Annotated in this window: 7 protein-coding genes; 6 read left to right on the forward strand and 1 reads right to left on the reverse strand. The window is 72.2% G+C overall.

Annotated features, from left to right (window positions below):
- The first annotated feature begins 68 nt into the window (after positions 1-68).
- Entirely contained in the window at positions 69-1,778 is a 1,710-nt protein-coding gene (locus NOO62_RS24475) for a glycerol-3-phosphate dehydrogenase/oxidase (protein ID WP_268773003.1), read from the forward strand.
- Between the two features lie 18 nt (positions 1,779-1,796).
- Here NOO62_RS24475 and NOO62_RS24480 read toward each other — a convergent pair whose 3' ends face one another.
- Positions 1,797-2,930, reverse strand: coding sequence for a serine hydrolase domain-containing protein (locus tag NOO62_RS24480; protein ID WP_414931008.1), 1,134 nt, complete (start codon positions 2,928-2,930; stop codon positions 1,797-1,799).
- Between the two features lie 181 nt (positions 2,931-3,111).
- On the opposite strand from NOO62_RS24480, the gene NOO62_RS24485 reads away from it, so the two are divergent.
- The 5 genes from NOO62_RS24485 (at position 3,112) to NOO62_RS24505 (ending at position 13,287) form a co-directional block, all read left to right on the forward strand.
- Positions 3,112-5,196 (forward strand): serine/threonine-protein kinase, encoded by a 2,085-nt coding sequence (locus NOO62_RS24485; RefSeq protein WP_268773005.1) that lies wholly within the window; start codon positions 3,112-3,114, stop codon positions 5,194-5,196.
- A gap of 128 nt (positions 5,197-5,324) precedes the next feature.
- Entirely contained in the window at positions 5,325-7,826 is a 2,502-nt protein-coding gene (locus tag NOO62_RS24490) for a protein kinase (RefSeq protein WP_268773006.1), read from the forward strand.
- A 132-nt stretch (positions 7,827-7,958) separates the two neighbouring features.
- The gene (locus tag NOO62_RS24495; RefSeq protein WP_268775750.1) at positions 7,959-9,701 is read left to right on the forward strand and encodes a serine/threonine-protein kinase; all 1,743 of its coding nucleotides are present in this window, start codon (positions 7,959-7,961) and stop codon (positions 9,699-9,701) included.
- Positions 9,702-9,815: 114 nt separating this feature from the next.
- Complete coding sequence (locus tag NOO62_RS24500) at positions 9,816-11,477, forward strand: serine/threonine-protein kinase (RefSeq protein WP_268773007.1); 1,662 nt, start codon at positions 9,816-9,818, stop codon at positions 11,475-11,477.
- A 112-nt stretch (positions 11,478-11,589) separates the two neighbouring features.
- Positions 11,590-13,287: a serine/threonine-protein kinase gene (locus NOO62_RS24505; RefSeq protein ID WP_268773008.1), complete on the forward strand. Its 1,698-nt coding sequence runs from the start codon at positions 11,590-11,592 to the stop codon at positions 13,285-13,287.
- Positions 13,288-13,431 lie beyond the last annotated feature (144 nt).

Consider the following 13,431-nt stretch of genomic DNA (forward strand, 5'->3'; position numbering starts at 1 on the left):
CAGCGGGCGACGGAGAAATCTGGGCATGATGTGAGTCCGACCACACCCGATCACAGCGGGAGGCAGCGGTGAGGACAGCGACACTGGGGCCGGCGGAGCGCGCCGAGTCACTGGCGGGAATGGCCGAACGGGAGCTGGACATCCTGGTCGTGGGCGCGGGAGTGGTCGGCGCGGGCACGGCACTCGACGCGGTGACACGCGGCCTGTCCACCGGCCTCGTCGAGGCCCGCGACTGGGCCTCCGGTACGTCGAGCCGGTCGAGCAAGCTGATCCACGGCGGCCTGCGCTATCTGGAGATGCTCGACTTCGCCCTCGTGCGGGAGGCGCTGAAGGAGCGCGGCCTGCTCCTGGAGCGCCTCGCCCCGCACCTGGTGAAACCGGTCCCGTTCCTCTACCCCTTGCAGCACAAGGGCTGGGAGAGGTTGTACGCGGGATCGGGCGTCGCGCTCTACGACGCGATGTCGATGTCCCGCGGACACGGCAGAGGTCTGCCCATGCACCGCCATCTGACCCGCCGCCACGCCCTGCGCGTCGCCCCGTGCCTGAAGAAGGACGCACTGGTCGGCGCGATGCAGTACTACGACGCCCAGATGGACGACGCGCGCTACGTGGCGACGTTGGTCCGCACCGCTTCGGCGTACGGCGCGAAGGTCGCCAACCGCGCCAAGGTCACCGGCTTCCTGCGCGAGGGCGAGCGTGTCGTCGGCGCCCGGGTGCAGGACGTCGAGGGCGGCGGGGAGTACGAGATCCGGGCCAAGCAGGTCGTGAACGCGACCGGCGTGTGGACGGACGACACCCAGGCGATGGTCGGCGAGCGCGGCCAGTTCCACGTCAGGGCGTCCAAGGGCATCCACCTGGTCGTGCCCAAGGACCGCATCAACGCGACGACCGGACTGATCCTGCGCACCGAGAAGAGCGTCCTCTTCGTCATCCCGTGGGGACGCCACTGGATCGTCGGCACCACCGACACGGACTGGGACCTCGACAAGGCCCACCCGGCCGCTTCCAGCGCCGACATCGACTATCTCCTGGAGCATGTGAACTCGGTGCTCGCCAGGCCCCTCTCCCGGGACGACGTGCAAGGGGTGTACGCGGGCCTGCGGCCGCTCCTCGCCGGTGAGTCGGACGCCACGAGCAAGCTCTCCCGCGAGCACACGGTCGCGCACCCGGCCCCGGGCCTTGTCGTCGTCGCGGGCGGCAAGTACACGACGTACCGAGTGATGGCCAAGGACGCCGTCGACGAGGCGGTGCACGCCCTGGACCAGCGTGTCGCCGACTGCGTCACGGAGGACATCCCCCTCGTCGGCGCCGAGGGGTACAAGGCGCTGTGGAACGCCCGGGCGAGGATCGCCGCCCGGACGGGCCTTCATGTGGTGCGCGTCGAGCACCTGTTGAACCGGTACGGCTCGATGGCCGAAGAGGTCCTCGAACTCATCACCGCGGACCCGGCCCTCGGCGCCCCCTTGCAGGCGGCCGACGACTACCTGCGGGCCGAGGTGGTCTACGCGGCCTCGCACGAGGGCGCACGCCACCTGGACGACGTGCTGACCCGGCGGACCCGCATCTCCATCGAGACGTTCGACCGGGGCACGCGCAGCGCCCGGGAGTGCGCGGAGCTGATGGCGCCGGTCCTCGGCTGGGACAAGGACCAGACCGAGCGGGAGGTGCAGCACTACGAAAAGCGGGTCGAGGCCGAGCGGGAGTCGCAGCGGCAGCCGGACGACCTGACGGCGGACGCGGCACGTCTCGGCGCACCCGACATCGTGCCGCTCAACTGAGGACTCGACGAACGGGCGCTAGGGGGCGCGGGGACAGAACTCGGCTGAGAGGACGGCCGATTCCAGGGCCGGGTCGGCCAGCTTGTCCGTGTTGACCCGGAAGGTGACGACCCGTCGGCCGTCGCGGGTGGCCGCGGTGCGGACGTAGCTGCCGGTGATGCGGCCGTTGTGGCCCCAGACGGTGGTGCCGCAGGGAAGCGTCCGCGGATAGAGGCCCATGCCGTAGTGGCCGTGTGCGGTGCGGGTGTTGAGCATCTCGCGCAGCAGCGGCGCGGGCAGGAGCCGGCCGGCGAGCAGAGCGGCGTAGAAGCGGTTCAGGTCGGCGAGGGTGGAGATCAGCTCACCCGCCGCACCGGCCACGCGCGGGTCGAGCGCGGTGACGTCCCGGCCGCCGCTCGTGAAGGCACGGCCGTGCGGGGAGGGGAGCGTGGTGCGGGCGCCGGGGAACGAGGTGCCGGTGAGACGGAGGGGGTGGAGGATGCGGCGTTCGGCTTCGGTGGCGTACGCGTTGCCGGTGACCCGTTCGATGACCATGCCGAGGACGACGTAGTTCGTGTTGGAGTACGTCCAGCGGCTCTTGAGGGGCGCCCGGTGGGCGAGGGCGGTGCGGACGGCCAGGGCGGGAGTGAGGGGGGCGGTGCCTTTGGTGACGGCGGTGAAGTCGGCGAGACCGCTGGTGTGGGTGAGCAGGGCACGCAGGGTGATGGTGCGGCCGTCGACGCCCGGTCCGCGGACGAGTCCGGGCAGATGGTGCGCGACCGGGTCGGACAGGGACAGACGGTGTTCGGCGGCGAGTTGGAGGACGACCGTCGCGATGAATGTCTTGGTGATGCTGCCCACCCTGAAGTGGTCGGCGCGGGACAGGGATGGGCCGGTTCGGGCGAAGTGTAGAGAGGGGTGCGGGCCGGGGGCGGAGATGTTCGGCCGCGCGGGGCGTGACGGCGGGGACTGTTGTGCGGAGCGTTGCACGGAGACGGGAGATGCCTGGTGGCGTAGGGTGCGTGCACCCGGGGGCGGTTCGGGCTGAGTACGACTCAGGAGTGCCGCGGCCGGGGCCTTGCCCCGGGTGGTGAGCAGCGGAAGAGTGGCGTCCGTGGCCGGTGCCGCGGGTTGCGGGTGGCCTGCCGTCAGGCCGATGAGCGCCGCCGCCAGCAGGATGGCCGGTATCGAGCGCGGTGTCGGCAAGGCGGGTCCCTCCTCGTGCGCGGTCCATCATGGGGCACGGGATGGGGGCCGGTGGACCCTGGGCGCCGACCGGTCCCCGGGTAAGGGACAATGAAGGCTCTGTCAGGGCGGGTTGCTCGGGTAGCAGCGGTAGCAGCAGAGGGGACGCATGTCGGACGCGGAGCAGACGGGTGACGCCCGTCGGGACAAGAGCGAACGTCTCCTCGCCGGCCGGTACCGGCTGGGAGAGGTGCTCGGCCGCGGAGGCATGGGCACCGTCTGGCGAGCCAAGGACGAAACCCTTGGACGTACGGTCGCGGTGAAGGAGCTGCGGTTCCCCTCGAGCATCGACGAGGAGGAGAAGCGGCGGCTCATCACGCGCACCTTGCGTGAGGCCAAGGCGATCGCGCGGATTCGGAACACCAGCGCCGTGACGGTCTACGACGTGGTCGACGAGGACGACCGGCCGTGGATCGTGATGGAACTCGTCGAGGGCAAGTCGCTCGCCGAGGCGATCCGCGAGGACGGAACCCTCACGCCGCGGCGCGCGGCCGAGGTCGGGCTCGCCGTGCTCGACGTGCTGCGCTCCGCCCACCGCGAGGGCATCCTGCACCGCGACGTGAAGCCGTCGAACGTGCTGATCGCCGAGGACGGCCGGGTCGTCCTCACGGACTTCGGCATCGCGCAGGTCGAGGGCGACCCGTCGATCACGTCGACCGGCATGCTCGTGGGCGCTCCGTCGTACATCTCGCCGGAGCGCGCCCGTGGGCACAAGCCGGGTCCCGCGGCCGACCTGTGGTCGCTGGGCGGCCTGCTGTACGCGGCCGTGGAGGGCGTGCCCCCGTACGACAAGGGGTCGGCCATCGCGACCCTCACCGCGGTGATGACCGAGGACGTCGAACAGCCCGTCAACGCCGGACCGTTGGAGAAGGTCATCTACGGCCTGCTCGCCAAGGACCCGGAGCAGCGGCTCGACGACGCCGGGGCGCGCGCACTCCTCATGGACGTCATCCACGCCCCGGAGACCAAGCCGGAGCCCGAACCGGTCGAGGCGACCAAAGTGGTGCCGCTGCCTCCGGCCCCGCCCAAGCTGCCGAGGACGCCGAAGGCGTCGCGGGTGCCGAGGCCGAGCAGGCTGACGAAGGCGTCGAAGGGCGGTGCGGGTGCCGCTGCCGGTGCGGCCGGTGTTGCTGGTGCGGCCGGTGCGGCTCACGGGTCGGTCGGGGCGTCCGCTCCCGCCGGGAGTGCCGGGAGTGCCGGGACGGCGACGACGTACGGGACAGCGCGTCCCGAGGGGCGCAAGGCCGGGGAGACGGCCGACCGGCTGAAGGGCGCTCTGCAGTCCGTGCGCAAGGCGGCCGCGTCCGCCACCGCGAAGAGCACTACGAAGAGCACTACGAAGAGCACCACGAAGGGCACTGCGAACGGAGCCGCGGCCAACGGGTCCGCTGGTGTGCCGCCGCGGGCGCCCGCGAAGGCGTCGCTCACCGATGTGGTGCCGCGCCGGACGCTGGTCATAGTGACCATGGTGGTCGTGCTCGCCGTGCTCGGCACGGTGCTCGCCCTCGCCCTCGGCGACGACAACGCGGACAGCAAGGACAACAAGGGCGGCGACAAGGCCGCGTCCGCCGGGGCGACAGGCGGCGGCAACCCGGGCAAGGACGAGGAGACGGACAAGGACTCCGGCAAGGGGGCCGACCAGGGCACCGGTGCCGGTACCGGCGACGACGGCAAGGACCCGGGCAAGGACGGGAGTGCCGACCCGGACAAGGGCGAGGGCGACGACCCGGGCAAGGACGACGACGCCAAGAAGCCGGAGGACGGCGCCGAGTCGACGTACAAGCACTCCCAGGGCTTCAAGATCGGGCTTCCGAAGGGCTGGAAGTTCCAGTCCACGGGCCGGGCGGGCGCGCGGTTCACCGGCCCCGACGGGCAGAAGCTGCTGCTCGGCTGGACGACGACGCCCAAGAGCAATCCGGTCGGCGACTGGAAGAACCAGGAGAAGTACATGGTCCGGTCGCAGTACGACCGGATCCGTATAGAGAAGGTCGGCTTCCGCGGCTGGAACACGGCCGACTGGGAGTTCACCTACGTGGACGGCGGGACCAAGTACCGGTCGATAGACCGCGGCTTCGTCGTCAACGGGGGCCTCGGCTACGGAATGATGTACACGGCCAAGGCGGACGACTGGGGCAGCGAGAAGCGTCGCGCCACGTGGCGGACCTTCACGAAGACCTTCGAGCCGAAGTCCTGAGCCGGGATCTCGTATCCCCTCAATACGGTTCACCTACGGCACGTATCGTGAGTGCTTGCGGACCGTAAGCAGCCGCAACGCGCCGCAAGACGAACGGATTTGACCACCGGGCGGACGGGGAAGGCATCGTGGACGACTACGCGGGACGGGTGCTCGCCGACCGCTACCGCCTGCCACTGCCCCCCTCCGACGTGTACGAGTTCGCCGAGTCGCGCGCCTTCGACACGTACAGCGGGCAGGAAGTCCTCGTCCGTCAGGTGCCGCTGCCCGAGATCGTCGAGGCGGAGGTCCTCGACGAGGGCGACGAGGGCTACGCGGATGACCTGCCCGAAGGGTTCCTGCCGCGGGCGGGCGCGGGCGGCCCCGGGGTGCGGCGGTCCGGAACCGGGAGGTCCGGGACCAGGACGACGCGCAGGCCCACGGAACCGGCGGTGCGGCGCGCCATCGAGGCGGCGCAGACCGCCGCCCAGATACCCGACCACCCGCGGCTCGACCAGGTCTTCGACGTGTTCGCGGAGGACGGCTCGCTGTGGATAGTCAGCGAGTTGGTCGCCGCACGGCCGCTGGCGGCGCTCCTCGCGGACCGGCCGCTGAGTCCGTACCGCGCGGCCGAGGTCGCGGCGGACGTCCTCGCGGCGCTGCGGGTGCTGCACGCGTACGGCTGGGTGCACCGGAACATCACCACGCGGACCGTCCTGATCTGCGACGACGGCCGCGTGATGCTGACGGGCCTCGCGGCGGGCGCGGCCGAGGAGGCACTCTGCGGGTACGATCCGCGGCCCGTCGAGGCGGGAGAGGCGACGGGCTCGGCGGGGTCGGTCGGCAATGTCGCGGAGTACGGCACGGGGCACGGGGGCGACGCGGACGGGGCCGGGGATGTGGCGCTCGACCCCGCACCGGAGGCCGCGGCGGCCGCCGAGGGCGAATCCGGCGGGCGGATATCGGATCCCTACGGAGTAGCGGACAAGAAGCCGTGGCACGGGGCGGAGCCGCGGGGCGAGGTTCCGGCGGCACGCGGCGGGTGGCATGACGGTGACGCGGCGGCAGGCGGCGGGCGGGACGACGGTGACGCGGCGGCACGCGGCGGGCGGGACGACGGTGACGCGGCGGCACGCGGCCGGTGGGACGACGGTGACGCGGCGGCACGCGGCCGGTGGGACGACGGCGACGGTGAAGCCGCCCCCTCGCGCGGCCCCGCCACCGCCCTCGCCGCCGAACGCGCCCGGCTCGCCCGCATGGTGGTGGTCGGAGCCGTCACCGAGCGGTGGGCTCCCGAGCAGGCCGGCCCCGTGCACGAGAACTGGCAGCTAGCCGCGCCCATCGCCCCCGCCACGGACCTGTGGGCTCTCGGCGCGCTGCTCTACCGCGCCGTGCAGGGACACGCGCCGTACCCGGAGGACACCACCGCCGAATTAGTGGAGCTCGTGTGCTCCGAGCCGCCCGCCTTCGCCGAGGAGTGCGGACCGTTGCGGCCCGTCGTCGAGTCGCTGCTCCGTCAGGACCCGACCGAGCGGCTCGACTTCGAGGAGCTCAGCGGCTGGCTGCGTTCCCTGGTGCGGTCCGCGCCGGAGCCGGAGGCCGGGGCGCACGTCGTGCCGGTGCCGCCGTACGACGCGGGCCGGCTGCCGGTCGTACGCCGTCGGGGCGAGGTCGTACGCAGGCGGCGGGGCGGCGCGGTCGCCGGAAGGAACGCCGGGAAGAGCGCAGGGAAGGACACCGGAAGGAACCCCTCGAAGAACGTGGAGGGGCACGGACGGCACAAGCGCGACCGGGGAAGAGGCGGCAAGGCGCAGGTCAGGCCGGGACACGAGATACCCGACGTCTCCCCCCTCCAGGGCCACAGCGGCCCTCGCCCGCCCCGCGAGGCGCACCCGCGCGGCCCCGCCCGTCCCCGTTCGCTGGGCCGGCTGCTGCTGATCGCCATCCTGCTCGGGCTCGCCGCGGCGATCGCGTACGCCATGGTCTTCATGCCCAAGTCCGACGACCGCTCAGGCGACCGGGCGGGGACCGCGGGCGAGGTCAGTTCGCTCCCGGAGCCGAGCGACAGCAAGGCCGAAGAGGACAGGAACAAGGACGAAGAGAAGGACGAAGATAAGGACAGGAACAAGGGCAGCGAGAAGGGGGAGCCGGGCAGGAGCCCGAGTTCGCAGAAGCCGCAGACCTCCGGCCCCGACGTGCCGCAGGGATTCGTCGTCCGCAAGGACCCCGAAGGTTTCCACGTCGCCGTGGCGGGCGGTTGGGACCGGCAGCCCAAGAACGGCAGGGGACAGGTCCGTTACACCCACGGCGGCTTCGAACTGCTGCTGGTGCCGGGCCGCGACACCACGGACAGCTACGGCGACGACCCCATGAAGTACCAGCGCGAGCACGAGCGTGAGCTGCAGCCCTTCCGTGACTCCTCCTGGGCGACGTCCAGTGGCATGCGCCGCATAGACGTCGGTGGACGGGCCATGGCGGAGGGTCAGTTCACCTGGCAGGACGACGCGGGCCGCGAGGTCTTCGTACGCAATCTCGCGATGGTCGTCGGCGGCAGGTTCCACGTGGTCCAGGTGCGGGGACCGGAGGCCGAACGGGACGAGGTGACGCGGCTCTACGAGCAGGCGTCGGCCACCTATCGGGTCACCGACTGAGCCGAATCCGGCCATCGGGACATGCACGGCATGCGTCACAGTGCGGTCTCCTAGGCCCCCCTGCGGTTCCCTGCACGGCTCCCGCTCCTTAACCTGGGCCTGTCAAGACCATTGTGGGGAAACGTGAATCAGATGCAGGGCCTGGTCCTCGCGGGCCGCTACCGACTCGTTGAGTCCATCGGCCGCGGTGGCATGGGACGGGTGTGGCGCGCACAGGACGAGGTGCTGCACCGTGCCGTCGCCGTCAAGGAACTGACGGCGGTGCAGTACGTGCAGGAGGCCGACCGCGCGGTCCTCTTCACGCGTACCCAGACGGAGGCGCGCGCCGCCGCTCGCATCAACCACCCCGCCGTCGTCACCGTCCACGACGTCCTCGAGTACGACGACCGCCCCTGGATCGTGATGGAGCTCGTCGAGGGCCGTTCGCTGGCGGACGCGGTCAAGGACGACGGCCGTGTCGAACCCGTCGAGGCCGCCCGCATCGGACTGTGGACCCTGAAGGCGCTGCGCGCCGCGCACGCCGCCGGGGTGCTGCACCGCGACGTGAAACCCGGCAACGTCCTGCTCTCCGACGACCGGCGGATCCTGCTCACAGACTTCGGGATCGCCGCGATCGAGGGGGACTCCACGGTCACGCGGACCGGGGAAGTCGTCGGCTCCGTGGACTATTTGGCGCCCGAGCGCGTGAGCGGCGCCAACCCCGGGCCCGCCTCCGACCTGTGGGCACTCGGAGCGACGCTGTACACGGCGGTCGAGGGGAACTCGCCGTTCCGCCGGACATCGCCGCTCGGCACGATGCAGGCCGTGGTGACCGAGGAGCCCGAGCCGCCGCAGCACGCGGGGCTCCTCGCCCCCATCATCGAGGCGCTCCTGCGGAAGGACCCGGCGACCCGGCCGACCGCGGCGGAGGCCGAGTCGATGCTGGCCGAGGCGGCGGAGGGGCGTCGGCCGAGCACGACGCGGACGCATGCGCCGACCCACGGGAACACGACGCAGGGCTCCGGCGCACAGCAGGGCCCGACCACCTCGTACGGCAGGACGCCCGCGTACGACCAGACGTCCGCCCAGTACGACCAGGGCACCCCGTACAACCAGACGCCCGCCCCGTACGACCAGAGCACCCCGCACAACCAGGCGGGTCCGTACAACCAGGCCGCCCCGTACAACCACGCCACCCCGTACAACCACGCCACCCCGTACGGCCGCGGCTCCAACACGGCGGTTCAGGGGGGCCACGACACCTACGCCCACACACCGGCACCCGCCCCGACCAGGCGGCGCCGTCGCGTGCTCGCCGTCGCCGCCCTCGTGGTCGCGGCCGCCCTGCTCGGCGGCGCCGGTGTCTTCGGCTTCCTGCGCCTCACCGGTGACAGTGGCGGTCAGGAGCAGAGTACGAGTCAGGACGACGGGAAGTCCCCGCGCGGCATCCCCGCCGACTGGAAGCGCGTGTACGACCCCGACGGCTTCAGCCTCATGCTGCCCAAGGGCTGGGAGCGCCGGGCGAACGGCACGCAGGTGGACTACACGCCGGACGACGGCCGGAGCTTCCTGCGGATCGGCGTCGACAAGTCCCCGCAGGCCGAGTCGCCGTACGCGCATCAGCTGCAGCTGGAGAAGGGCCTGCTGAACTACAAGGACTACAAGCGGCTGCACCTGGACTCGAACACGTTCCGGGGCCAGCACGGAGCGCTCTGGGAATTCAGCTGGACGTCCGGGACGAACGACAGGACCAGAGGGCCGCGCCGGGCCATCGAGCAGACCTACGTGAGCAAAGACGGCGTCGAGTACGCCATCTATCTCTCGGCCCCCGCCGAGGGCTGGGACAAGACCCGACAGCAGTTCGACTCGATGCTCCGGGGCTGGCGGGAGGGCTGATACGGGCCTGGAGCGCCCCGTCGTACGGGCGGGGCGCGCGGGGGTGACGGCCGGAACCAGCCGCCGCACGGCGAGACCCATTCCGTTCGCACACGTGTGGGGCATGATGGCCGCATGGGGAGCCTGGGAGACCACGCCGACGCGGCAGGTGGAGGCAACGCCCGGGTGATCGCGGGCCGTTACCGCCTGGAGGCGCCGCTCGGCCGGGGCGGCATGGGGGTCGTGTGGCGCGCCACCGATCTGCTGCTCGGCCGCCGGGTCGCCGTCAAGGAACTCGCGCGCGACGAGACCCTCTCCGACGCCGAGGCGGAGCAGCGGCGCGAGCGGACCCTGCGCGAGGCGCGGGCCGTGGCGCAGCTGCGGCATCCGCACGTCATCGTCGTCCACGACGTCGTGGTGCAGGACGAGCAGCCGTACATCGTCATGGAGTTGATCGAGGGCGGTTCGCTGGCCGGGCGCATCGCGCGGGGCGGGCCGCTGGACGCGCACGCCGTGGCGCGGATGGGCATCGACCTGCTGGGCGCCCTGAGCACCGCGCACGAGGCGGGCATCCTGCACCGTGACCTCAAGCCCGCCAACGTACTCCTGGAGCGGTCGACCGACCGTGTCGTGCTCACCGACTTCGGCATCGCGCAGCTCTCGGGCGCGACGACGCTCACGGAGGTCGGGTCGTTCGTGGGCTCGCCCGAGTACACCGCGCCGGAGCGGATGGCGGGGGAGCGGACGGGGCCCGAGTCCGACCTGTGGTCGCTCGGCGCGCTGCTGGTCACCGCGCTCGCCGGTGAGTCGCCGTTCCGCCGTGACTCCATCGGCGGTGTCCTGCACGCGGTCGTCTTCGACGAGATCCGGCCATCCGCGGCCGTCGACCCGCTGCTGCCCGTGGTGCTCGGACTCCTCGACCGCGATCCGCAGCGGCGGATGGACGCGGCGGAGGCGGAGGGGCTGTTGCGGGTGTACGTCGAGACGGGGCGGATGCCCGCGGTGGCGCGGGAGAGACCGGGGGCCGGGCTGCCGGGGCTTCCCGGGTGGCCCGGACTCCCGGGGCTTCCGGGGTGGCCGGGCCGGGGCACCTCCACGCCGGCCGAGCGGGAGCTGCTCGCCGCGCAGGCCGCCGCGGGGCTCGTGAAGCCGGAGAAGCACGGCAGAACCTTCATGATCGCCGCCGCGCTGGTCGCGGCCCTCGCGGGCGCGGGTGTCTCCGCCGCGCTGCTGCTGAGCAGGGACGACGGTGGCGGGGGCACGCCGGGCCCCTCGCCCTCCGCCACGGCGACGCGGAGCTCGCCGACGCCGACGGTGACCGTGACGACCCCCACGGCGCGGCCGTCCTCACCGCAGGCGCCCCAGGGATACCGCATCGCGAAGGACCCCAGGGGCTTCGCGCTCGCCGTCCCCGAGGGCTTCCGGCGCCAGGCGGACGGGTCCCGCGTCTACTACGCGTCGCCCGACGGGACGTACCGCATCGGCATCAAGGAAGCGGCGGCCGACGGGGGCGGCCCGTTCGGCGCGCAGCGCCGCGCCGCCGCGAACGGCCCGCGGGACAACCCCGGTTACCGCGACGGCAGGGTCTCGGAGACCACGCGCAACGGCAGGCCGGCCGCGCTGCTCGAGTTCACCTGGGACGGGCTCCGCAACGAGGAGGGCGGTCGGCGCACGCTCGACCTGTGCTGGGAGGAGGGCGGCCGGAGGTTCGACGTGTGGGTGTCGGCGCCGGTCGGCGAGGCGGCGCAGGCACGGCGGTACTTCGACGCGGCGGTCGATACGTTCGTACGCAGGTGAGCCCGGCCGTGGCCGTTCACGCGGGCTGGTCACGCCCTGATGCGTGCATCACCACGGTCACAATGCGGGGCCCGGCTGGAACCCGAGGTGCCCCGCACGGTAGTCATGAGCCATGAGTAATGACGGGGGAGCCTCCTACGGGCCGTACAAACCCACCAGCTTCGGCCTGCGGCCACCACAACAACAGCCGGGCGTACCCGGACAGTCCGCCCAGGGCGGTGCCGCTCACCCCGACAACCCGTACGCGCAGCCGTACGCCCCGCCCACCCAGGTCGTGCCGAACCAGGCGCCCGCGCCCGCCGGGGAACCCGAGCCCGGCACGGGTCGGCTGATCGCGCACCGCTACCGGCTGCTCGCCAAGCTCGGCCACGGCGGCATGGGCACCGTGTGGCGCGCCAAGGACGAGACGGTGGACCGCGAGGTCGCCGTGAAGGAGCCCCGCCTCCCCGACCACCTGCCGGAGCGCGAGCGGGCCAACGCCTTCGAGCGGATGCGCCGTGAGGCCCGCGCCGCCGCCCGCCTGGACCACCCGGCCGTGGTCAACGTCCATGACGTGGCGGTCGAGGACGGCCAGCCGTGGATCGTGATGGAGCTCGTCCAGGGACGTTCCCTCGGTGCCGCGCTCCAGGAGGGCACGCTGGGCGCACGCGAGGCCGCGCGGATCGGTCTCGACGTCCTGAACGCCCTGGACGCCGCGCACCAGGCGGGCATCCTGCACCGCGACGTGAAGCCCGACAACGTGCTGCTCGGCCGGCACGACCGCGTCGTCCTCACCGACTTCGGCATCGCCCGGATCGAGGGCGAGACCAACCTGACGGACACCGGCGGTTTCGTCGGGTCGCCGGAGTTCATCGCCCCGGAGCGGGTACTCGGCCAGCGGCCGGGACCGGCGTCCGACCTCTGGTCGCTCGGCGTCGTCCTGTACGCGACGACCGAGGGCGTCTCCCCCTTCCGCCGCAACAACATCCCCGCGACGCTCCAGTCCGTCCTGAACGCGACGCCCGCCGCGCCCGCGTCCGCATCGGGCCCGCTGGCCGAGGCGATCAACCGCCTGCTGGCCAAGGACCCCGCCCAGCGCCCGGACGCCGCGCAGGTCCGCGCCCTCCTGGAGGCGGCGGCGAAGCCTCCGCAGCCGGTGCCGACGCAGCACGTCACCGTCGCGGGCGGCGGCGACCAGGGGCGCGGCAAGGGGATATTCCTGAGCCGCAAGGCGCTCGCCGTCGTCGCCGGAGTGGTCGTCGCGGCGGTGGCCGCGGGCGTGCTCGTGGCACTGGATCCTTTCGAGGGCTCGGACGCGGAGGGCTGGGAGAAGCACGAGGCGAAGGCGGTCTCCGCCACCGTCTCCGTCCCGAAGGGGTACGTGGAGGCCAAGCCGGAGGCCACCGACACGGACAAGTCCTGGATCCGGTACACCGACCCCAGCGGCGCCGTCTTCGTCACCCTCGACCTCGCCGAGAAGAAGGACACCTCGCTGGAGATCGCGGGGACCGCGGCGGCCCAGGCGTACGCCGACGCGGAGAAGTTCGAGGAGAGCGGCGAGTCGTCGATCAGCGACATGTCCAGCGATCCCGCTCCCGCCGCCACGACCAAGGAGACGAAGCACAAGGACAGGGGCGCCGCCGAGAACACGGTCACGTACACCGACTCGGACACCGAGCTGCCGCACGAGGCGAGGATCCTGTACTACCGGACCAAGTCCGGGGACATGTACCGGCTGTGGATCGACTATCCCGGCAAGGGCGACTTCACCGAGCGGGGCCGCGAGGTCGCCGAGACCGCCATCGCGGACCTGGAGCTCCACAAACTCTGAGAAGTCGCTCGGCGCGGCGGTATCGCGCAGCGGTAACGGCCTGATCAGCGGCTTTGTCGCCAGCAATCACTGGCGTCGTGTGCGGAGGCCGTGAACCCCCGTTACCGATGGGTACCCAAAAGCCTGGCGTAGGCCTACTCTCAC

Origin of the sequence: Streptomyces sp. Je 1-369 (genome assembly GCF_026810505.1) — a bacterium.
Taxonomy (GTDB): Bacteria; Actinomycetota; Actinomycetes; order Streptomycetales; family Streptomycetaceae; genus Streptomyces.